We start from the raw sequence: 22746 nt of genomic DNA on the forward strand, positions 1-22746 counted from the left end.
GCAACCCCCTACGTTCGACGACACCTCAAGTGTGCGCGCCGAACCGCCGGCTGACCAGAGGTCCGTCGACTATCTCGGGGGTGTGAGTGTTTGGTCCAGCCAGGTACGCAGGGTGGCCACCGGCGCGGCGCCCGCCCGACGGGCAAGCACCGTCCCGCCGGCGATGACGAGCAGGGTGGGCACCGCCTGGACGGAGAACCGCGCCGCGGTCTGCCGCGCGGAATCCACGTCGACCTTCACCAGCTTCAGCTGGCCCGCGCGCTCGGCGGCGAGCTGCTCGAGGGCGGGGCTGACCATCCGGCAGGGCCCGCACCACGTCGCCCACAGATCCACCAGCACAGGCACTTTGGAGCGCTCCGCGACCTCGGCGAAGTCGTCGTCACCGGCGACGGCGATCCACGGCAGCGGGTTCTTGCATTTGGGGCAGCGGGGGGTGCCGTTCGCGGCGGCGGGCAACCGGTTGACCGTCCCACAGTGCCGGCACTTCACGTTGGTGGTTGTCATCGCGCTCCACCATCCTCGACGACGGATTGAGTCACTGCGACTCACCCTAGGCGCCGCCACGGACCCCTGTCCCGATCGCGGTGCGGTTCGGTGATCAGGATTCGTTGAGGTAGGTGAGCACCGCGAGCACGCGGCGGTCGCCGTCGTCGGCGAGCGGCAGTTTCGCGAAGATGCCGCCGACGTGTTTGCGCCTCCGATGTTGCGCGCGTCGGGCTACTCGGACGGCGGAGAATCCTCGACGATGGCCGATGCCGATTCATCGATGATCGCGCGCATCGCCCGCTCGGCCTGCTGCTCCTCGCCCATCCTGATCGCCCGGGCGACCTCGTCGTGTAAAGCGATCGCCGCGATGTTGGGCTTCTCCGGCATCAAGCCGTGATGGGTTCGCCCGGTGAGCACCTCGGCGACCACACCGTTCAAAGCCCTGAACATCTCGTTTCCGCTGGCTTCCAGCAACGTCTGATGAAACAGCTTGTCCGCCAGCAGGTAGGCGTCAAGATCACCGGTTCGCCCGTGCACCACCATGTCTGACACCGCGGTCGCCATGATTCGGCACTGATGCGGGCTGGCCCGCCGAGCGGCCAACGCCGCGGCCGCCGGTTCGAACCCCAGCCGCAACTCCGAGAGGGACACCAGTTGTGCCGTACGGTCGCCCACTTCCAGGCGCCACCGGATCACCACGGGGTCGAAGACGTTCCAGCTCTCCGCGGGCTGGACGGTGATTCCGACCCGGCGCCGAGATTCCAGCATGCCCATGGATTCCAGTACGCGCACCGCCTCACGCGCGACGCTGCGGGACACGCCGTGCTCCGTGCTCACTGCCTCAAGGGTGAGAACGTGGCCCGGCGGGTACTGACCCGACACGATGCCCGTCCCCAACGCAGTCAACAGACTGCCGTGGAGAGCGCCAGGGTTCGGCCGATCGAGCACTGGTTGATCATGCCAGAGAGGAATCTGCCCAGGAAAGAACTACTGATATGGCCTCCAGTATTGCAATCGTATGATGATTGCGGCACTCTATGTGATGTCACACACACTGATAGGCAGAGGGCATGGCAATACCGATCGTCGTCATGGGGGTCTCCGGGTCCGGAAAGTCGACCGTAGGCGCCGCGCTGGCACAGCGGCTGCGCGTCCCCTTCGCCGACGCCGACGACTTCCATCCACCGGCCAACATCGCGAAGATGTCGGCCGGACATCCGCTCGACGACGAGGACCGGTATCCGTGGCTGGAATCCATCGGCGGGTGGTTGGCCCGGCACCCCCACGGCGGAGTGATGAGCTGTTCGGCTCTGAAACGCTCGTATCGGGACCAGCTTCGCCGGCACTGCCCGGACATCGAATTCCTTCACCTGGAGGGATCGATCGAGACCATCGGCCGACGCCAGGCCAGCAGGCCAGGGCACTTCATGCCGGCCGCGCTCCTGGAGTCGCAGTTCGAGACGCTGGAGCCACTGGAACCCGGTGAGCGCGGTGTCACCGTCGACGTCGACCAGAGCATCGACGGCATCGTCGAAAACTACATCAGCACAACAGATTCCCTGACAGCCGAGGAGGACTGATGATTCGAGGCACCGACATCGCTGTGGTGAGGGGGCGTCGTGGAGGCGATTGACCCGGCATACGGAACCGGCACACTGCTGCTGATCGCCGCAGGTGCCGTCGCGCTACTGCTGTTCCTGATCATCAAGGTGAAACTGCACGCCTTCATCGCGTTGGTGCTGGTGAGTCTCCTGACGGCACTGGCCGCCGGGATCCCCGTCGCCGACGTCCCGAGCGCCCTGTCCTTCGGGTTCTCCAACACGCTCGGCTCGGTGGCGCTGCTCGTCGGGTTCGGTGTGATGATCGGCAGGCTCCTCGAGATCACGGGTGGCGCACAGGTTCTCGCCGACACCCTCATCGGCCGGTTCGGCGAAAAGAGAGCGCCGTTCGCTCTCGGTGTCGCGGCGTTGCTGTTCGGTTTCCCGATTTTCTTCGACGCCGGGCTGGTGGTCTTCCTGCCCATCATCATGACCGTCGCGCGGCGCTTCGGCGGATCGCTTCTGTTGTACGCGTTCCCCGCCGCCGGCGCCTTCGCGGCCATGCATGCCCTGGTCCCGCCACATCCCGGTCCGGTGGCTGCGGCCGAACTGCTCGGCGCCAACATCGGTCTCACCTTGCTCATCGGCGCCCCGGTCGCCGTCGCCTCCTGGTACGTCGGTGCTTTCCTGGTGTCCCAGTTCATCGGCAGACGGGTGCACGTCGACATTCCGACGTCGCTGTTCGGTGAGATCAACGGCGGCCGTGACACCGACACCGGCGAAACCTCGGGGGCGGCCACCACCACGACTGCTACCCGCACCGCCCCGGCCTTCATCACGGTGCTCGGCGTGCTGCTGCTGCCGTTCGTGTTGATCTCGTTCAACACCGTGGTCGACACCCTCATGACCGCCGGGGTGATCGAGGAGGGCGCGACCTGGGCCGAGTACCTCAAGTTGATCGGCACCACCTCGATCGCGTTGCTGATCACCGTCATCGTGGCGACCCTGGCGCTCGGACTGCGCGGCCGGTCGATGGCCACCGTGACCGACATCCTCGACCAGGCGCTCGGACCGATCTGCGCGATCATCCTCATCACCGGCGCTGGCGGAATGTTCGGCGGCGTGCTGCGGCTCAGCGGCATCGGCGACGCGCTGAGCGGTTCGCTGTCGAATCTCGGGATCTCGCTGATCCTGCAGGCGTTCGTCATCTCCACACTGCTGCGTGTCGCGCAGGGATCGGCGACCGTCGCGCTGACGACGACCGCCGGGCTGCTCAGTGCGGCGGTCGCCGCGGCCCAGCTGAGCAACCTCCAACTCACAGCGTTGGTGATGGCGATCGCGGCCGGTGCCACGGTGCTGTCGCACGTCAACGACTCCGGGTTCTGGCTGGTCAGCCGGTTCTTCGGCATGGACGTCAAGACCACCCTCAAGACCTGGACGGTGATGGAGACGACGTTGGGGCTCAGCGCCTTCGCGATCAGCCTCGGGTTGTGGGCCATCGCCTGACCCGGCCTCACCCGAGGGCGCGGGCAGGGTCTACGAGACTCGCGGACAGCTCGTGGAGGTAGACCTCCAGGTCCGTGTAGCCCAGCAGCGAGAGTGTCGTGGCGTTGTGGTTGGCGGACAGGGGATTCAACCCTTTGCCGACTTCCCAGGCGTCGGGCATGCCGTCGCCGTCGGTGTCCGGCGGGGCCGCGGGGGCGGCGCCGGTGTACGGCGGCAGGAGGGCGTCACCGGCGGGATTGGTGGCGGGGTCGGCCGGAGAAATGGTGTCGCCGGCGACGGACTCGAGGAGACGGATGTCCATGGGGTCGCGGGGCCAGGCGCCGGCGCGGTCCCGCAGGACGGCCCGCAGCATCTCGGTCGGGGTGTAGGTGATGGCGGGGAACGGATGCCGCGCGGCGAGCTTCTGGGCCCGGTGCGAGGAGTCGTCGGGGTTGCTGACCGAGGCAAAGTCGTTGCAGCAGTAGAACAGGTCGTAGTCCGAACGGCTCGGATAGCTGCTCATCCGGTTGCCGCTGACGTAGAGCGTGTTGCCGGCGACACGCAGGATCTGGTCGTCGAACATGCCGTAGGGGAACTGTGGTCCGGTTCGGAAGTAGTTGTTGACGGCGTTGAGATTCCAGTAGATCGGATAGGGGTTGCCGCTGCTGTCGGTGACGATGTTGGTGTTCGGGCCCAACGCGATGAAGAAGCGCGGATCCCAGTAGAGATTGTTGGACAGCTCCAGATTCATGGTGGAGTACGCCGCGGCAAGCGACTCCCGGCTGCCTTCGGGCAGGCGGCCCTCGATGCGGTTGATGACGTTGTGGTGCAGCGCGATGTTGTCCAGTCCGAAGCCGTGCGCCGGGTTGGAGTAGTTCATCAGCACGCCGCCGTAGAAGGAGTGGCCGCCAAGCGTTTCCGCGATGATCGAGTTCTGGATCGTGACGTTGTTCGAGTAGGAGATCTCCACCGCTTCGTCGGTGGCGTTGCCGATCGATACGTGGTCGACGACGGCATTGCGGGTGTAGCGGATGCGCAACCCGTCATCGCTGGGTCCGTTCAGTCCCGGACGGATACGGATGTGCTGGAGAATCCAGTTCTCGGCGAAGTCGGCCGGGGCCCGGACCGCCTGGTCCTGATAGGGACTCTCGTCGGTGACCAGTCCGCGGATGGTGATGCCACCCGGCGAGGTCTGGCCGGCGATGGTCACGTCACCGTTGCTCAGGTGGATCTGGGTGTCGATCAGCCCGCTGACCTTGAACAGGATGTACTTCGCCCCGGGTTGGTCGATCGCCCACTGGAGCGAGCCCGGCCCGGCGGCATTGGTGTTCGTCACGTAGACCACGCTGCCGCCACGGCCACCGGTGGCAAGGCTGCCGAACCCTTCCGCGCCGGGAAAGGCGGGAAGCGCTCCGGGAGGTGGCGGGGGGTCGGGCGGATCCGGGACCGGCACGGACCCGATGGCCACGGTGACCGGCAGCGTGGCCATCCCGCCGTGACCGTCGTCGACGGTGACGACGAACGAGTCGGCGCGGTCGGCCGCCGTGGCGTCGGGCGCCTGCGCGTTCTGACGCGCGTTGGCGGTCGGCGTGTAGACGAACGTTCCGGCGGCGGCCACGCTCACCGCGCCCTTCACCGTCACCGTGGAACCGCTGTAGGTCAGCGGATCGCCATCGGCGTCGTCGGCGGTGACGGCGCCGGTCACAACTCCGGTGGTCGAATCCGGCTGCCCCACAGTGGCTCTCAGGCTGGTTGGGACCGAATTGGCGGGCAGGATCGTGAAGGTCAGCGGAATCGAGGTCAGCGCTCCGAGGCTGTCGCCGGCCTCCACGGTGGCAGCATCCGTCGTCGAATCGACGCGGCCCGTCGCGGCGGCGTGCCGGGCCACCGGGGTCGGCGTGTAGGTGAACCGTCCGTCCCCGGTGACCACCAGGGCGCCCCTATGCGGCGGGGCGGAGAGACGGTAGGTGATCCTGTCGCCATCGGGATCGGTCGCCGTGACCGAACCGCCGATGGCGCCGGTGGACGGGTCGGGTGGGCCGTACGTCGGGGTGCCCGACACCGGGGCGGAGTTGTGCGGCGCGATGCGCACCCGGACGGTGATCGCCCGGGTTGCGCCGTGACCGTCGTCGAGCAGGACTCTGAAACTGTCGGTGTCGGTGTACCAGGTCGACGCGGCCCGCCGGCGCGCCGCGTCGGACGGGTGGTAGGTGAAGGAGCCGTCGGCATGGACCGTGACCGCCCCCTCGGACGGCGCGGCGGCGGTGTAGGTGAAGACGTCCCCGTCACGGTCCGTGGCGGTGACCCGGCCGGTCACCTGCCCGGTGGCCGGATCAGGCGCTGCCACCGTGGATCTGAGCCAGGCGGGCGCGCTGTTGGCCGGGCGGATCCGCACGGTCACCGGGACTGCGACGATGCCGCCCCACCCGTCGCTGACGGTGATGTCGAAGGTGTCGGTGGCCCTGACCGGCGTGACGTCGGAGGCCGCGGCGGCATGGCGGGCGGCGGCGCTCGGGGTGTAGGTGAACGATCCCCACGACGTGACGGCCACCGTCCCCGTGGTGGCGGTGCCTGCATAGGTGAGACGGTCGCCGTCGGGGTCCGCCGCGCGGATTCGACCCGTGACCCTGCCCGTCAACCAGCCGGGTGAACTCTGCCAGCTCAGTACCGCCGTCGGCTCCGTGTTCGCCGCCGCTGATCCGCCGACGTCGGTCGGCAGGTCGACGGTGGCGGCGTCGTCGTCCTGAAGGTCCTCGACCGCCGCTGCACGCGATTCGGCGTCGGAACCCGGGTGCGCGCGGCGGCCTCCGCCGTCGACAATGTCTGTCTCCGTTGCTGTTTCCTCGGGGACTGCCGCTTCCGCTGTCGCGCTGTCATCCGTGTCGGCCTGCGACTCAGGGGCCTCGGATTCCGGCGGGTCTCGGTCCTCGGTCGCGTCGTCGGGGTCCGCGCCGGAGGACACAGCTCTGGACTCGTTCGCGTCCTCGCTCGAGGAGACCGACGACGCGGAGGACGACGACGGGTCTGCGGCGCTCTCGTCGGCGTGGGCGGAGCCCGCACCGGTCAATGCGGCGGCGCCAAGACCGAACCCGACCGCTCCGGCACCCAGCCAGGCATAGGGTTGCAGCCTGCGTGGCCGGCCCCTGCGGTGCCGGCCGCGACGCGGCAGCCCGGCCGCGGTGGAGTCTTCCAGCATTCCGGAGCGCCTGTTGGTGACCATATCGGGATATCCCTCATCCGGTCGGCTCTGCGGTGACCGCAGCAAGCAGGCCCTCGGCTGTGACGTGCAGCGATTCTACTGCGGCAACCGAGCGGCCGAGGGTCGAATCGTCGGATGGCCGCCCTCCGGCGGAGGTTCTCGTCGGGGAGAAGGCACGATGAGATGCATGGACGTTCTGGTCGTCGGCGGTGGGCCTGCCGGGTTGGCGTTGGCAGGGGCGTGCGGGCGGCTCGGACTGGTCACCGGGCTGCTCGACCCGGCCCCGGAGCGGCCGTGGTTGGCGACCTACGGCATGTGGAGCCGGGAACTTCCGGCCGATCTGCCGGCTTCGGTGATCGCGGCCCGAGCCGCCGGCCGGGCGATCGCGCTGACGGAGCACCGGCTGGGATGGGAGTACGCCGTCCTCGACGTGCCCGCTCTTCGTGCCCACCTGGTCGGCCGGCTGACCGGGGTGCGAGTCCACACCGGGCGCGCCGTCGGGTCACCGGAGCGGGGCGTGGTCGCCTTGGCCGACGGGGGCGAGCTGCGCGCGGCGGTCGTCGTGGACGCCGCGGGCCTGTGGCGCCCCCTGGCCCGCACCTCGTCGGGAAGCACACCTGCGGAACAGACCGCGTACGGGTTGATCGTCGACGAAGCCGTGGCGGCGCCGTTGGTCTCCCCCGGCGAGGCGCTGTTCATGGACTGGCGGGCCGATCACGGCGAGTCCGGCTGGCCGACATTCCTCTATGCAGTCCCGCTGGGCGGTGGCCGGGTGCTGTTGGAGGAGACCTCACTGGCACGTCGGCCTGGGCTGCCGTTGTCGACGCTGCGGCGAAGGCTTCACGCCCGGCTGACGCGCCACGGCATCGCGGTGCCGAAAGATGCACGCAGCGAGAAGGTTTCGTTTCGGGTCGACCATCCACGGCATCGCGGGCGGGGTGTGCTCGGGTTCGGTGCCGCCGCACCACTGATCCACCCGGCGACCGGTTTCAGCGTGGCGGCCTCGTTGGCGCTCGCCCCGCGGGTGGCCGACGCTCTTGCGGCCCGCCTGCCGGACGGTCCGGACAAAGCGCTTGCTGCGGCCCAGGACACGGTCTGGCCGCTCGGCGCGCGTGTGGTCCACCGGCTTCGGCGGATCGGTCTGGAGGCGCTGCTGCGGATGCCTCCGGACGAGGTGCCCGGCTTCTTCGAACAGTTCTTCGCCCTGCCCGATTCCGACCGCTGGACCTATCTGACCGCGCGCGACGATCTGCGCGGCAATGTCGCCACGCATGGTCACCTCTTTCGGGTGGCGAGCGGCCGGTTGCGTCGCCGCCTCGTCCTGCCGGCCGTACTCCCGCCGCTGCGCACCAATGACCCGGTGACCTCGGATCGATGACGTCCAGGCACGTCAAGCGAGGAGGCGTCACCGGACGACGCGGTACCTCAGGTGAGCGACGCCCGCCCTTGAGTTCGGTCGGCTCATGCCCGCAATCGGTGAGCACGAACACCGGACAGTGGTGCGGCGGCTCGTCGCCCCACCACCATTGCCACCGCGAGGCACCCCACTCGCCGCGGAGGGGGACCGAACATGTTGCGGCCCACGAACGTCGCCTTCATCCCGTCCCACATCTCCGAGGCGACCTGCCGGTTGACCGGGTGCTCACTGGCTGGTCCGATGTGCCACCGGTGAACCGCCTCGCCACCCACTCCCAGCGGATGCTCCCTGGATTGATCGGGCCGGCCGCGTAGCCGTCCGCCGAGATGGACATCGACAGATTTGTTCTGCTCGCAGCGCCTCCGCGTGATCCGGCCGATTCGATCCTGTCATCTGTGCGGACTGCGATGCGCCGCAATGCTCATTGCGGTGCATCGGGCGCAGAAACGTCTCGCAGGCGATCGGAGCGGGATTCACATCGTCCGAGCGAGCCGATTAGGCTGGTCGGCTGGTGGGTACAGCGTTGTCCCAGGCTCATACTCCAGGATCTGCTCGAAGGAGAATTATGCGTCGGCGGCGACGGCTGAATCGGGCGAAAGTGGCCACGGCGATCGTCTCTGTGGCGCTGCTCGTCAACGGCTGTGAGGCACGGGTCTTCGGGACGCCGCCGGCCGCTGAGAACAGCCCCCAGGCACCGGTCGTGGCGCCGCAGGCCTCACTGCCTGCGCTGCCCGAAGCGCCACCCAATCAGCCGACGGAGCCACTGGCCGGACTCGACGCCCGCGTTCGGCAAGCCACCGCCGATGCTGCCGCGTCCGGAGCCGACATCGAGACCGTCGTGTTGGACCGCAACACTGGTCAGATCATCTCCAACGGCGCCAACAAGCCCTTCCCCATCGCCTCTGTGGTGAAGCTGTTCATCGCCGACGACCTGCTGCTGCAGGAGTCCGAGGGCAAGACGCAACTGTCCGCCGCCGACCGTAAGTCTCTTGACGTCATGCTGCGCTCCTCCGACGACAGCGCGGCTCAGATCTTCTGGGACCGCAGCGGTCAGAACGCCGTCATCGCGCGCGTCGTGGCGCGGTACGGGTTGACGGGCACGACGGCGCCCCACAACGGACACTGGGACGTAACCACCAGCACTGCAAGCGATCTCGTCCGCTACTACGACATGCTGCTGGACGGCAGCGGCGGGCTGCCACGCGAGCAGGCCGACATCATCATCGGCAACCTCGCGCGATTCACTCCGACGGGAGTCGACGGGTACCCGCAGCGGTTCGGCATCCCCGACGGGCTCAACGCCGAACCGGTTGCGGTCAAGCAGGGGTGGTTCTGCTGCTGGAACGGCGGCAACCAACTGCATGTGTCCACCGGCATCATCGGACCCGACCGCCGCTACGTGATGGCGATCAGCTCCCTGGACCCCACCGGTGACGCCGCCGCCCGCGAGAACATCACCCGGGCCGTCAGGACGATGTTCCCGGGCGGCAAGATCTAGGCCGGAAACGTCAAGCCATCGACGGTGTTGGGGGAGTGCCCGGCTGAACCCCGAGCAGTGCGATGGCCTGTTCGGCGGCCGACTTGATCGTTGCCGCGGACGCGCCGCCCTTGCGCAGCGCCTCCATCCCCCGCAGCACGGCCAACAGCAGGCTGGCCATCGACTTGGCGTCGGTCTCCGAAGGGATGTCGCCGTCGGCCTGGGCGGCGCTGATGGTGGCCGTGAGCTCACGTAGCCACGCGTCCAACGTACGTTTGACGTGCCTGGCCACCACCGGGTCGGTCGAGGACAGTTCGGCCGCGCTCTTGGCCAGAAGGCAGCCGCGGCGGTCGGTGTCAGAGGCCACGCTGTCGGCCGCACCTCGGATATGCGCAACCAGACGGTCGTAGGCCGACAGGTCCGGGTTGCGGAGTTCGGCGCGGATGCCGTCGACGGCCTCGGTGCAGTACAACTCAAGACCGCGCACGAACATACTGTGCTTGTCGCCGAAGGCCTTGTAGAAGCTGCCGCGACCCAATCCGGTGGCGGCACTGAGGTCGTCAATGCTTGTCGCGGCGTATCCCTGATCCCAGAACAGGTCGCGACTGGCCTCGACGACCGCAGCTTCATCGAACGCGCGTGGACGGGCCATGTCGCCCATGGTACCAATTAGCGACACTTCGGTACATAACCATGTCCCGAGCTTGCCCTGGTACGTATTTTGTACTATATAGTCAATAACTGGAGCGCCGGCTGGCGACGCGCGAAAGACCTTGTTGAGCAATTCAGTTCACTCATAGCCACAGGAGATCGCCGCCGCCGGTGACCATAACCTCTACAAGGAGACGTCTCATGAATTCCGCCATCGTGGCTCCAGAAGTACCTACCGCACCGATCCACGACCTCACCGGCAAGAACGCCGTGATCACCGGTGGCAGTAAGGGCATCGGCGCGGCCACCGTGGCCCGGTTCGTCGCTGGGGGCGCCCGCGTCGTCACCTCCGGACGGTCCCAGCCGGACTCGCTGCCGACGGGGGTGGAATACGTGGTCGCCGACGTCGCCACTCTCGACGGTGTCGACCTGTTGGCCCGGCGAGCCCGGGAAATCCTCGGCGACATCGACATCATCGTCAACAACGCCGGCGCAACAGTGCCCCACCTCGGCGGTGTCCTGGACATCGAGGACGCGGAATGGGTGAACGATCTCAACATCAACTTTCTGGCCGCCGTTCGGCTCAACGCCGCGCTGCTACCCGCGCTGTACGCCCGCGGCAAGGGCTCGATCATCAACGTCTCCTCGGCAGTGACATTGAGTCCGCCGTCACCGATGTTGCACTACGCCACCGCTAAAGCGGCCTTGGCGACCTACACCACAGGTCTGGCTGCAGAGGCCGGGCCACGCGGCGTGCGGGTCAACACCCTCACTCCCGGCACCGTCGGCTCCCCGGGGGCCGATGCCATTCGACGAGCGATCATCGACGGGGTAGGTGCCGACAGGCCGGAGGCCGGTGGGATCCCGATCCCGCTCGGCCGAAAAGGCGAAGCATCCGACATCGCCGAAGCGATTGCGTTCCTCGCCTCCGACAGGGCCGCATGGATCACCGGCAGCAACCTCATCGTGGATGGCGGCCAGATCCAAACCAGATAGCTACCGCGCACCGGCGCAACGCAGAGAGCGCAGGTCAGGCGCCCCTCTGACCGCCTGGAGCCGCGACGCCGAGCCCCGCGGACGGTACCGCGCCGCCGCTGACGATTCGCAGTTCCGGCCCGATTGGCGCCCCCGAGCGATAGCTCGCCGGCAGACGGACCCGACCGGCCGTGCCGACACCATGCCCAGTCTTCCTTGCCTATTGCCTCTGAGCCACAGCCACTTTCACGGCGATCAAGTCATGAACGGCCTGTCGGATCGATCCTGTGGCGCACTGGACGCCGAGTGACGGAATAGGCGGTTGCCCGTCCTCGAGCCTTCCCGACGGTTGATCAACCAGCGCGCCGCTCCGAGCAACGTCGGTGAGGGAATGGAGTGGGCAGGCGCTGCGTTACACCCCCGGATCTCGATCTTGAACTTAGGATGAGAAGGTCCCACAGGGCTGTGCGGGCCACGCGCTGACCAGATACATCACGAGACAACAAGTAAAGGACCGAACATGGCATCGAATCGTCTGGGTCGTCGCATCTCGGTAGCGGTGGGCGGTGCCGCCGTCCTCGCGATGATCGGTTTCACCGCGTCGTGCAGCACTGAGAGCGAGACCCCCGAAGAGTCGACCACCACGACCACGACCACCACGACGACCACGACGCCGCCGCTCAGCCCGACCGAGAAGGCCCCCAACCCCGGCGCCCCCGGCATCTTCACGCCCCCGGTCACGGCGCCTCAGCCGACGAACAACCCGGATGACAGCTACGGCCCCGGCCGGTAGCGAGGCGTGCCCGGACACCCGGGCACGCACTGAGTTCGTGCCGAAGCCATGACGACGGCAACCGTTCGCTGGCTGACCGTCCTGCTTCTCGTCGGTGCAGTGCTGGCGGGAGTCGGCCGGTCGGCCAGCGAGCACCGCCCTGATGACAAGCTCATCGAGGGTCCCTATGCGTCTCTGCTGGATGCGTCCACCGATCTCGGGCCGGCACGAGAGCAGAGCATCGAGTTCACCGCCAGCCTCACCGACCGGTCTCGGCCCACGGCGCTCATCGACTGGGCCCGGGACCGGTCGCTGTCGGTCCGGTGGCGACCCGGCGACGACTGGGTGGTCGTCGAGGGATCGCCCGATGCCGTCACGCAGGTGTTCGACGTCTCCGTGCGCGACTACCGCGGGCGGATGGGTCAACTCTTCTATGCCTCACCGCACCAGCCCGCGGTGCCCGAGCACCTGCGGGCCGAGGTGTCTGAGATGGGTCGGATCCTCAGCTTCATCCCGCACCGGATGTCGCGACCCGACCACATCCCGCTCAATGTCCCCGACCGGGGTTTGGGTCCCGATGCGCTGCTGAACGCCTACAACGCCGACGATCTGGCCAGAGCCGGCTTCACCGGGAAGGGGATCACCATCGTGGTCTTCGCCTTCGACGGTTTCCGGCAATCCGACCTCGACACGTTCACCACCATGTTCGGCCTGCCGCAGTTCACCCCGGAGATCGTCGGCGGCTCGCCTGGCGAACCTCGGGGCGAGCTGTCGATGGATCTTCAAGTGGCACATGCCATTGCACCCGACGCCCGCAAGGTCGTGGTGAACGCCCGCCCGACCGTCGAAGATGGCGGCGGCTATCGCAAGATCGGCGAGATGCTCGAGGACACCGACCGCCGGTTCCCCGGCGCGGTGTGGAGCTTCTCGATCGGCTGGGGCTGCGACAAGCTCATCACCGCCGCCGACCTGGCCCCGGTACGGTCTGCGCTGCGCACCGCCCAATCGCACGGCACCACCGCGTACAACGCCAGCGGTGACCTGGCCGGCATGGAATGCCGTGGCGGACAAGACTGGTCGTCGCCCCCGAGCGAACAGGACATCGGGCTCGACTCGATCGCCTCGCTGCCCGAGATGACCAGTGTCGGCGGCACCACCCTGTCCACCGACGCGGACGGGACGTGGGTATCCGAACAGACCTGGTACGACGTCCCGCTGTCCCAGGGCACCGGCGGCGGCGTCTCGGCACTGTTCGATATGCCCGCCTGGCAGCGGACGGCCGCAGGTGCGGTACCGCCCGAGCGCAACACCGGAAAGCGCATGACACCGGACGTCGCCGCGGTGGCCGACCCGTTCACCGGCGTGAAGATCGTGCTCGACGATCAGGTCCTCGTCGGCGGTGGCACCTCACAGTCCGCACCCATCTGGGCCGGCCTGACCGCGGTGATGAACCAGTATCTGCTGGAGCACAACGGAACGCTGATCGGCGACATCAACCCGCTGCTGTATCGCATCGCCGAGGGCGCACCACGACCCGCCTACCGTGATGTCACGTTGGGCGGCAACGCCGTCGACAATGCCGGCCCCGGCTACGACCTGGTCACCGGACTCGGCACCCCGGATATCGACAATCTCGTCCGCAACCTCCAGCTCGCCCAGAAGGTGCAGGCCTGATGAGCGCTGGCGCGAAGAAGCGACGGCACCGATGAGCGCTGGCGCGAAGAAGCGACGGCACCGATGAGCGCGCCTACCGGCATGGTGGAATGCCCGGTCTGCCAGATCGACGTTCCCGCAGGCGAATACTGCGGACTCTGCGGCGTGCCGCTGGCCGAACACAGCGGCGACGGGCCGCACTGGCTGCGCGCGCGAGCCTTCAGCGCCGCCCCCGGACAGCGATTGCTCACGCCGGCGCTGACCAGCTCGCTCTTCCCGCACCTCACGCCGCGATCGCGCAAAGTGTTTCTGATGGGCCTCGGGCTGCTCGCGGCAGCCCTGGCCGTCGCCACGTTTCTGCGGATGCCTGCCGCGCTCATCGCCGTCGCCTCGCTCGGCCTTCCGCTGCTGTTCGTCCTCTACCTTCGGGAATCCGATGTGTTCCGGGACCTTCCACGCAGCGCGCTGGCACTGACCGCGACGCTGGGCCTGATCCTGGGCGCCGGGTGGGCACTGCTGACCGGGGCCGCCGTCGCCCGTGCCTACGGTGTCCCGCTCGGCGCGGGCATCGCCGGTGAACGGATCCTGCGCGACGGAATCGGGGTGCCGGTTGCCAGCATGCTGCTCATGGTGGTCCCGGCACTGGTGACTCGCCTGTCGTGGCGAGGCACCCGGGCATCCCTGGACGGCTACGTCATCGGGGCACTCGGTGCTTTGACGTTCACCGCGGCGGCCACCCTGACCCGGCTGGCACCCCAGTTCACCACCGGACTGGTCAACCGCGTCCGTCCGATGGACGGGCTGCTCGTCGAAGCCGGGGTTCGAGGAATCGCCATGCCGCTGACCGCCGCAGCTGTGGGCGGTCTCATCGGCACCGCACTCTGGTTCACCCGACCGCCTGCCAAGGCGCACGACCACCGCGGCTTCGTGCGGGCCACCCTGATCCTGATCGCGGTCGTGGTGGTCGTCATCTACGCCTCGCTGGGTCTGGTCGACGTCGCCCGACTTCCCCAGTTGTGGCAGCTGGCACTGCACCTGACTTTGACGGGGATTGCGTTGTTCGCGCTACGGGTCGGCCTGCACCTGGCCCTGCTGCACGAGGCACAGGACGGGGCCCACATCGACGAGCCCATTCTGTGCGTCGAGTGCAACCACGTCGTGCCGGACGCGCCGTTCTGCGCCATGTGCGGTGCCGCCATGCAGGCGTGCTCACACCGGTCGCGGCAGGCCCGGCGTGCCGATCGGCCGATTCGGCTCGCCGAGAACCCGGTGGCCGGGGAGATCGTCGTAGGACTACTGCCCGGCTACTCAATACACTCCGGCACGTTCGAGGCGACCCAGCCACCGACGACGTCGTTCCGCACGGTGGCGCTGGCGCTCGGAATCACCGTCGTGGTGCTGGCCGGTGGGCTGGTCGGGCTGTCCGGGCTGATCTCCCGTCCCGCACCCAAGTATGTCTGCCCGCCGGACTGCGGTAGCCCCCCGATGAACCGGGCAGTGGAGATCAACCCGCGATTCACGTCCGCCGACGGGGCGTTCTCGGTGTCCTACCCGGTCGAGGGCGCGGCCTACGAGATCTCCAAACACGCCGACGGGGTGACCGCGGTGCTGCAGGCCGGTGACGGCGGGACGATGCGGTTGTTCAGCCGGCCCGCGGGCGGGCACAGCGCCGAGCAGATTGCCGTCGACCTGCTGAACGAGACCTTCCCGGACACCCGGACCGCCTACGAGATACCGAACACGATGGTCGGCTACCAACCTGGATACGGGTTGGCCGCCGATCTCTGGCCGCAGGGTGCGATGAGCAATTCCACCAGGATGCGCGTCATCGTCATGGTCGCCGTCAAAGACGATCTGGCGCTGATCGCGGGAGCGGTGGGGCCGTACCGCGCCTTCGGACCCGACTTCGGTTCCGGCAAGCCTTCAGCTGCTTCCCTGCAGTTGGCACTGGACATGGGCAAGTACGTCAACAGCTTCAGCTGGCGCGGCGACCCGCCCCGGTAGCACGCGACGCCCACCCCGCGGTCTCTGATGTTCGTGGCCGCTGCCGTGGAGACCGCTTGACCAGGATGTCACTTAGTGACACAGTGGACCTGTCACTAAGTGACAGGAGGACCGACATCATCCGCGACCACGGCATCGAGGTGACCGTCGACAAGCAGGCGCAGGCACGTCTCCGAGTCTCTCGTCATGCCTGCGAGCTGTTCTGGGAGAAGGGTGTCGCCGCGACCACGGGTGATGACATCGCTGCTGCGGCTGGGCTGTCGACCAGAACCATCTGGCGCTACTTCCGCACCAAGGAGAGTTGTGTGGAGCCGGTACTGGCGTTGTCGGCGAAGCGCTTCATCGCGCTGGCCAACCGCTGGCCCGCCGAGCTGTCGTTGGCCGACCACATGGCGGCCGACATGGCCCAGAACCCGCTCACCGAGACGGAGATCGCCGACGAAGTGGCGGCGCTACGGATCGCGACCGTGTCGGCCTCCGAGCCGGCACTGCGGACGGCTTATCTGATGGTGCACGACGAGATGGAGCGCGGCTTCATTCCCGTCGTCGCCAGGCGGTTGCGGCTGCCAGAGGACGACCTCACCGTGCGCCTGTGCGCGGCGGCGGTCACCGGGGCGTTTCGGGTTGTGGACGAGGACGTAGGACGCCGCACCATCATCGAAAAGGAGAAGGTCACTCAGCAGGAGGCTCTGGCATTGATCGACCGGGCCATCCGGGACGCCACCAACGGCCGCTTGGGCGGCCCGGTGGAACCCTGACGCGACTGAAATACCGCTCAGTACAACGGAATAGAAACGCACTCGCGATCGCCTCAGACCACGACGGTCTCCAGGCGGGTTCGCTCACACCTGCCTGCATCACACCGAAGGCGAAAGGACTGTAATGGCATTACCCGGCTTGATCTCTGTGGAGGACTTCTTCAACCCGCCGACCCGCGCGGCCGCGACGATCTCCCCGGACGGCACCAGGATGGCCTTCCTTGCCCCCTGGAAGGATCGCCTCAATGTCTGGGTCCAGGGCCTCGAACCCGACGCAGACGAACCCCGATGCGTCACGGCCGACGACCACCGCAGTGTCATGCATTTCGAGTGGACTGACGACCCCCGATGGCTTATCTATCTGCAGGACACCAACGGCGACGAGAACTGGCACATTCACCGGGTCGATCTCGATGACCCCGACGCCGCCGCCGTCGACCTCACCCCGTTCCCGGGTGCGATGGCCGCACCTCTGCGGGAAGTCAGGAACGGCACGACAACGGTCATGCTGAACAACCGGGACGCGACCCTGCTCGACGTCCACCGACTCGACATCGCGACCGGGCATCTGACGCTGATCGCGACGAATCCGGGCCACGTGAACGGTTGGTTGTGCAGCGACAACGGGGACGTGTTCGCCACGTCGCTGACACCTGACGGCGACGTCGAGTTGTCCCGATGGGACAGCGCCACCGACACCCTGCAGCCCATCGTCCGATTCGATGGCAGCGACTATCCCGTCGGTATCCACCCATTGGTGATCACGCCCGACGGTACGGGCGTGTGGTTGGGCTCCCATCGCGACACCGACCGCAGCCGTCTGGTACGTGTCGACCTGGTTACCGGTGAGGAGACCGAAGTCGACAGCCACCCTGAGCTCGACATCGACCCGCGCGCGATCGTCAGCCCCGTCATCCCGGCGCCGCTGATCCAGGATCGCCGTACCGGTGAGTTGCTCGGTGTGCGCTATTTCGGTGAGCGCCAGGTGATTCGAGCCCTCGACCCAGGATTCGGTGCCATCCTGACCAACCTGGAGAACCTGTCCGACGGAGACGTCGGACGCCTCTCGTCGGACGAGTCCGGCTTGCGCTGGGTGGTCGGTTTCAATCACGACCGCGATCCCGGAGCCACCTACCTGTACGACCACAGCACCGGCGAGAGCCGACTGTTGTTCCGGCCGATGCCGCACCTGGACCCCGAGCAATTGGCACCCATGCGGCCGGTCACGATCACCTCACGCGACGGACTGGCATTGCACTCGTATCTGACGCTGCCGGTCGGGGTGCAACCGGAGGGTTTGCCGCTGGTGCTCGTCGTGCACGGCGGACCGTGGTACCGCGACAGCTGGGGTTTCGATGCCGGGGTGCAGATGCTGGCCAACCGCGGATATGCGGTGCTGCAGGTGAACTTCCGCGGTTCCTTGGGATACGGCAAGGCCTTCCTGAAGGCGGCGGTCGGCGAGTTCGCGGGCAAGATGCACGACGACCTGATCGACGGGGTGCACTGGGCGGTGGAGCAGGGCTACGCCGATCCTGACCGCATCGCGATCCTGGGTGGCTCCTACGGCGGGTATGCCGCTCTGGTCGGCGTGACGTTCACGCCCGATGTCTTCACCGCCGCAGTGGATTACGTCGGAATCTCGGACCTGGCGAACTTCATGCGGACGCTGCCCCCGATCGCGCGCCCGCACCTGGCCAACAACTGGCACGCCTACGTCGGCGACCCCGACGACCCAGAGCAACTCGCCGACATGATGGCGCGCTCCCCGATCACGAAGGTGGACCGGATTCGTACGCCATTGCTGGTGATCCAAGGCGCCAACGACGTGCGCGTCGTCCAGGCCGAGTCCGACAACCTGGTCGCCGCGTTACGCGCCCGCGGCGTCGAGGTGGATTACCTCATCCAAGCCGACGAAGGCCACGGCGCGGTCAACCCGGAGAACGTCATCGAGATGTGGGACGCGGTCGCCCGCTTCCTCGCACGCCACCTCGGCGGACGCGCATGACCGGCGTCCGGGGCGGGTAGCGTTCGACCGCTTCGGCCAAGGGTTCCGGCAGCGACGCGACACCGGCGGGGTAACAGTGCGGCAACGAAACTGACGGCGTCGTTGGAGATCACCCTGGCCACATCCGCCACATTGCTAACATCACCTGGTGCCCATGTCCCGGCGTGACGCGCTGCGCTACGCCACCGCAGCGTCGGCGCTGGCCGTGCTCAGTGCGGCAACCGGTGCCCGCACGCCCACGGCTTCGGCGGCCGCTCCAACGCTGATCGACTACGCGATGCGCCAGATTCCGGCCCAGGACATCCGAGCCGCCGGCCATGCCGGGGTGATCAACTACGTATCGACGTCGCGGCCCGGCTCGTCCTTCGGCGCCAAGCCGATCACCTTGCCCTACGCGAAGTCACTGGTCGCCGCCGGTTTGGTGATCGTCAGCAACTACCAGTACGGCAAACCGGGCGGGACGGCGCCGTCGGACTTCACCCGCGGGTACGCCGGTGGCGTCGCCGACGCCCGCACCGGATGGGCGCTGCACACCGCGGCCGGTGGCGGCCAGAGCGCTCCGATCTTCTTCAGCGTCGACGACGACATCGACCGCGAGACGTGGAACCGCCTCGCGCTGCCCTGGTTTCGCGGAATCAATTCGGTGATCGGTGTGCAGCGCACCGGGATCTACGCCGGCATCCGGCCGTGCCAGTGGGCGACGGCTGACGGCGTCATCGGGCGGTCACGTACGCCCGGCAAGGTGTGGGCCTGGCAGACCCGGTCCTGGTCCAACGGACAGATCTACCCGGGCGCTGTCCTCTACCAGCGCATCATCGACACCGCCTCGAATCCCGGACCGGTGGTCGGCGGCATCCGGGTGGACGTCAACGACGTCCTGGCCCAGGATTGCGGCCAGTGGAACCTGCATCCGTGAGCGCAGGACGGGCTGCTCAGCGGCGTGGCGTCACGGTGATGTGCACGTGGTCGTAGTGTCCGTAGCCCGACCCCTGCGGACCGGCCGGCGTGTAATAGGTGCCTCGCCAGATCACGTCCTGTAGCCCGAATCGGGCGGCATTGGCCATCGCGTACGCCATGATCTGGTCGCCAAGCGCGATGCCTTCGGGGCTGTCGGAGTTGGGGATCATGATGTCGATGGCCAGACCGCTGGGATGCCACGGCTTCGAGTCCGGTCGCACCCCGCCGATGTTGGCGATCTGCGGGAACTGCCGGCTGACGGCCCTGGCGGCCAGGATGGCGTTGGGTTGCAGCCCGACCTCGGATGCGACACCCATGGGCAGCGCCTCCGGAATATCCGCGATAGCAGCTGCCAGGGGCGGCGGCGCAATGTCGCCGGGCGGCAGGCCGGGCATCGCGACGATCGCCGGATCTTGCGGTGCGGGCGCAGCCAGTGGTGGCGGCGGGACCGCGTTGTCGACCACCGCTTGTTGCTGCGGGGTCAACGCCGCGTACTGCGCCTCTGCGGCGGCGATCTGACGGAGCAGTTCACTCCACTTGGCCTGCAGGTCAGCGCGCACCGCGGCGGCCCGTTCGGCCGCGGCGCGGGCGTCGGCGGCCGATCTCTCCGAGGCCGCGGCGGCGGCGGCCGCGCGTTCCCGCGTGGATCGGTACTCCTTCATCTGATCGGCCGTCGTGGCGGCGACCACCCGCTGCAGTGACAGCCGATCGATCAGTTGTTGCGGCGAGGCCGCGGTCAGGACCGCCGCCATCGGACCGTCACGGCCACTCATGTACGTCATGGCCGCCACCCGGTTGGCCACGTCCTGAAGGGGCGCAAGCTGGGCGTTGGCGGCGTCGACGGCGGCCAGGTCGGCGCGGTGGCGGTCTTCGGCGGCCGTCTGCTCAGCCAGTCGGGCGTCGGCGTCGCGCTGTGCAGCTGTGACCGCCTCGCGCGTCTGCACCGCCTGAGCGGACAGATCGTTGAGCTTGGACAGCGCATCGGCAGCCGGGTCCGCGTTCACGTCGCCCATCGACACCGCCAGCACCAGAACCGCAGCCGCCGAACCGTACGCCGCTCGCCGAAGCAACTGGCGCACCGCGGTCATTCGGATGGCACGATCCTTCGCTACGGGGACCGATCACGGCCCGGCTAGTGAGTCGTGGCAAGGCTACGAACTGGCACCGACGATGTCCACCCAGGCAGGTGTACGCCCGGCGGGCTCGACCTCAGACGAACGGCACCTGGTGACTGGCCGAACGGAAGCCGCCGGCGTTCGCCGTGACGGTGTCGCCGGGGGCGAACGGTAGCTGGACGTAGCCCTGCTCGTCGGTGGTCGCCGTGACCGACCCAATGGTCACGGTCGCACCGCGCACCGGTCGGGCCTGGCTGTCCTCAGCCACCGTCGCGGTCACCCGCAGTCTGTCACCGGATGCCGAGACCGCGAGTTGAGGCTGCTCGATGGTCGGGAAGTCCGCCTGAGTCGGTACGCCGCTGTAGGTGATGCCATTGATCTCGGAGGCCACCTCGCCCGAAAACGCGTTGCCCTTGCCGATGTTGATCTTGCCCTTCAGATAGCCGGTGCGTTCACCGGTGCTGGTCAGATCGGCGCTCCATACGGAGTCACCCATCGGATTTTTGATCTTGACCTTCTCGGTGCCGTTGATGAAGGTCTTGCCGTCGTCCGAGTAATTCTTGTAGGTCACCGAGTACGTGCCGAAGGCGAAGATCCCGCTGTATCGCAGAGTCGCGGTTCCGGAATGCGTGCCCTTGAGGACCCGGGTGTCCTGGCGGCCCATCATCGGCTTGTACTCCTTGACCGGTACCGACCACTCGGCGATGGCGTCGGGATCCTGGTGCACGGGCGGGAGCGGGGTCGTTGCTTCCCGAGAGGGGAAGCTGATGATGCTGACGCGCCAGGGGGTATCGGGTGCTCCTCCCCCGGTCACGGTGTCCGGACGCTGCTGCTCGTTGATCAGGGCACGCGTCGAATCGGGGAACCAGCTCCACCCGCGAATCGTCCAGTCTGGGTCGATGACGATGGGCTGACCCGAGTAGCCGCCCTGCTGCTGGCCGGCGTCGAGGTTCATCAACCAGGGCTCGTTCATGGAGCGCCGGTTGTTCCACAGGCTCACGCGCCCGATCTGAGGGAACGCCGCGCTGTCGATCAACGACGGCCGCTCCAGGGCGGTGAACACGTCCATCCGGTCGAGGCCGCGCGCCGAGCTGAAGTAGACCGATCGGCCGTCGGGAGAGATGTCACCGGATTCGTTGTAGTCGAGGTCGGTGGTGAGTTGACGCCGCTCACCGGTGGCGGTGTCCAGCAGGTAGATGTCGTAATTCAGGCCGGTGGTGGTGGTCTGGTACTTCAGATATCGCCCGCCCGCGTGCCAACTTGCCCCCTCGTAGAATCGCGTGGCGTTGCCGAAGTCCGTGGCGTAGTCGGTGCCCTCGTACCACTGCGGACTGAAGATCCGTTGCTCGACGAGTCTGTATCCGTCGGCGGTGGCGACCAGCTTGGCGATGCTCATCCGCGGGCCGTTGAAAATCGTGTTCTCGGTCCACGTCACGTACTCGCCGTACGGGTCGGGCTTGGCCTCTCGATTCTGCACGGGCAGCAGCCCCGACAGGCCTCGATCTGATGGGAACTTCACCTTCTTGACGGTGGGGTTCTGACAGGCGTGGATCGATCCCTCGCACTCCAGCACCATGTAGGTGATGGCTCCGGCTCCCCCGAGCGGATCGTCGGCGGATTGCTGCCCGTTGGTGCTTGCGAACCAGATTCTCTGGTTGTCGTAAAGCGCCTTGGCTTTGGTGGCGTTTAGGGACCAAACCACAGGAAATGCATTGGTAGTCAGCGCCATCGAGGTTGGTCACGGCAATCTGGGTGCTGCCGTCGGCGACTTCGACCTCGAGGATGAGGTGCTCGCCGTCCGGGCTCAGATCCGCGCCGGTGACCTTGACACCGTCCGGCAGGTCGAACTCGATCACCTTCTCGACCTCGAATGCCTCCAAGGGCGGCGACGACGCGGGGTCAGACAACGGCTCGACGTTGACGGCGATCCGGGCTGTCGGGCTGCCGCGATCCGGAGAGAACAGGAATGACAGCAGATGGGGCCGGTGGTCACTGACCCTGACAGTGAACCCGACAGCGCCGCCGCGCTGGGCGAAGTACGAGGTTGGCGTGTAGGTGAAGTTCCCTGTGAGTGGGTCGATGACCACGGTGCCGTACTGCGGACCCGCAATGAGCTTGTAGGTCAGGCGATCGCCATCGGGATCGACGGCGCCGATGTTGCCGGTGATCACGCCTGGCAATGTCAACTTGAATTGGCCCCGGTGTGACGACGTGATTTGGCTCCACCTCGGTCGGGTTGGGGCTGTCGCGTTGG

18 protein-coding genes and 1 pseudogene are annotated in these 22746 nt (G+C 67.5%); 12 read left to right on the forward strand and 7 right to left on the reverse strand.

Annotated features, from left to right (window positions below):
* Positions 1-69: 69 nt before the first annotated feature.
* Both trxA and BN976_RS30450 read right to left on the reverse strand, forming a co-directional pair.
* Positions 70-504: a thioredoxin gene (gene trxA / locus BN976_RS30445; RefSeq protein WP_036377166.1), complete on the reverse strand. Its 435-nt coding sequence runs from the start codon at positions 502-504 to the stop codon at positions 70-72.
* 213 nt (positions 505-717) lie between these two features.
* On the reverse strand, positions 718-1434 hold the full coding sequence (locus BN976_RS30450; RefSeq protein WP_036377169.1) for a FadR/GntR family transcriptional regulator: 717 nt from the start codon (positions 1432-1434) through the stop codon (positions 718-720).
* 122 nt (positions 1435-1556) lie between these two features.
* Here BN976_RS30450 and BN976_RS30455 point away from each other — a divergent pair, with 122 nt between their 5' ends.
* Together BN976_RS30455 and BN976_RS30460 are read left to right on the forward strand one after the other, a co-directional pair.
* Entirely contained in the window at positions 1557-2066 is a 510-nt protein-coding gene (locus tag BN976_RS30455) for a gluconokinase (protein ID WP_036377172.1), read from the forward strand.
* A gap of 39 nt (positions 2067-2105) precedes the next feature.
* The gene (locus BN976_RS30460) at positions 2106-3530 is read left to right on the forward strand and encodes a GntP family permease (RefSeq protein ID WP_011783027.1); all 1425 of its coding nucleotides are present in this window, start codon (positions 2106-2108) and stop codon (positions 3528-3530) included.
* Between the two features lie 7 nt (positions 3531-3537).
* On the opposite strand, the gene BN976_RS32270 is transcribed toward BN976_RS30460, so the two are convergent.
* Positions 3538-6729: a cadherin-like domain-containing protein gene (locus tag BN976_RS32270; RefSeq protein ID WP_051558663.1), complete on the reverse strand. Its 3192-nt coding sequence runs from the start codon at positions 6727-6729 to the stop codon at positions 3538-3540.
* Between the two features lie 166 nt (positions 6730-6895).
* Here BN976_RS32270 and BN976_RS30470 point away from each other — a divergent pair, with 166 nt between their 5' ends.
* Both BN976_RS30470 and BN976_RS30475 read left to right on the forward strand, forming a co-directional pair.
* Entirely contained in the window at positions 6896-8086 is a 1191-nt protein-coding gene (locus tag BN976_RS30470; RefSeq protein ID WP_235622187.1) for a lycopene cyclase family protein, read from the forward strand.
* A 604-nt stretch (positions 8087-8690) separates the two neighbouring features.
* Positions 8691-9623 carry a serine hydrolase gene (locus tag BN976_RS30475; RefSeq protein WP_036377177.1) on the forward strand — a complete coding sequence of 311 codons (933 nt, stop codon included), beginning with the start codon at positions 8691-8693 and terminating at the stop codon, positions 9621-9623.
* Between the two features lie 10 nt (positions 9624-9633).
* On the opposite strand, the gene BN976_RS30480 is transcribed toward BN976_RS30475, so the two are convergent.
* Positions 9634-10254 (reverse strand): TetR/AcrR family transcriptional regulator, encoded by a 621-nt coding sequence (locus tag BN976_RS30480; RefSeq protein WP_011783031.1) that lies wholly within the window; start codon positions 10252-10254, stop codon positions 9634-9636.
* Positions 10255-10454: 200 nt separating this feature from the next.
* On the opposite strand from BN976_RS30480, the gene BN976_RS30485 reads away from it, so the two are divergent.
* The 7 genes from BN976_RS30485 (at position 10455) to BN976_RS30515 (ending at position 19336) form a co-directional block, all read left to right on the forward strand.
* Positions 10455-11249 (forward strand): SDR family oxidoreductase, encoded by a 795-nt coding sequence (locus BN976_RS30485; RefSeq protein ID WP_011783032.1) that lies wholly within the window; start codon positions 10455-10457, stop codon positions 11247-11249.
* A gap of 499 nt (positions 11250-11748) precedes the next feature.
* Positions 11749-12021, forward strand: coding sequence for a hypothetical protein (locus tag BN976_RS30490; protein ID WP_036377180.1), 273 nt, complete (start codon positions 11749-11751; stop codon positions 12019-12021).
* Positions 12022-12069: 48 nt separating this feature from the next.
* Positions 12070-13674, forward strand: a complete 1605-nt coding sequence (locus tag BN976_RS30495) for a S53 family peptidase (protein ID WP_036377183.1) — start codon at positions 12070-12072, stop codon at positions 13672-13674.
* A 63-nt stretch (positions 13675-13737) separates the two neighbouring features.
* Positions 13738-15657 carry a GumC domain-containing protein gene (locus BN976_RS30500; protein ID WP_036377186.1) on the forward strand — a complete coding sequence of 640 codons (1920 nt, stop codon included), beginning with the start codon at positions 13738-13740 and terminating at the stop codon, positions 15655-15657.
* 83 nt (positions 15658-15740) lie between these two features.
* A complete protein-coding gene (locus tag BN976_RS30505; RefSeq protein ID WP_445739065.1) occupies positions 15741-16415 on the forward strand; it encodes a TetR/AcrR family transcriptional regulator in 675 nt (224 codons plus the stop codon).
* A 124-nt stretch (positions 16416-16539) separates the two neighbouring features.
* Positions 16540-18420, forward strand: coding sequence for a S9 family peptidase (locus tag BN976_RS30510; RefSeq protein ID WP_036377189.1), 1881 nt, complete (start codon positions 16540-16542; stop codon positions 18418-18420).
* Between the two features lie 154 nt (positions 18421-18574).
* Complete coding sequence (locus BN976_RS30515; RefSeq protein ID WP_199559036.1) at positions 18575-19336, forward strand: DUF1906 domain-containing protein; 762 nt, start codon at positions 18575-18577, stop codon at positions 19334-19336.
* Positions 19337-19352: 16 nt separating this feature from the next.
* On the opposite strand, the gene BN976_RS30520 is transcribed toward BN976_RS30515, so the two are convergent.
* Together BN976_RS30520 and BN976_RS34535 are read right to left on the reverse strand one after the other, a co-directional pair.
* Positions 19353-20465, reverse strand: a complete 1113-nt coding sequence (locus BN976_RS30520) for a coiled-coil domain-containing protein (protein ID WP_011783038.1) — start codon at positions 20463-20465, stop codon at positions 19353-19355.
* 121 nt (positions 20466-20586) lie between these two features.
* The gene (locus tag BN976_RS34535; RefSeq protein WP_036377195.1) at positions 20587-22194 is read right to left on the reverse strand and encodes a carboxypeptidase-like regulatory domain-containing protein; all 1608 of its coding nucleotides are present in this window, start codon (positions 22192-22194) and stop codon (positions 20587-20589) included.
* Between the two features lie 10 nt (positions 22195-22204).
* Between BN976_RS34535 and BN976_RS34540 the strand changes: the two genes are divergently transcribed.
* Positions 22205-22462 (forward strand): hypothetical protein, encoded by a 258-nt coding sequence (locus BN976_RS34540; protein ID WP_036377198.1) that lies wholly within the window; start codon positions 22205-22207, stop codon positions 22460-22462.
* Between the two features lie 27 nt (positions 22463-22489).
* Here BN976_RS34540 and BN976_RS34825 read toward each other — a convergent pair.
* Positions 22490-22663, reverse strand: a pseudogene (locus BN976_RS34825) (Ig-like domain-containing protein); the annotation flags it as partial.
* Positions 22664-22746: the final 83 nt, after the last annotated feature.

The organism is Mycolicibacterium austroafricanum, from assembly GCF_000612725.1.
In the GTDB taxonomy this organism is placed as follows: Bacteria; Actinomycetota; Actinomycetes; order Mycobacteriales; family Mycobacteriaceae; genus Mycobacterium; species Mycobacterium austroafricanum.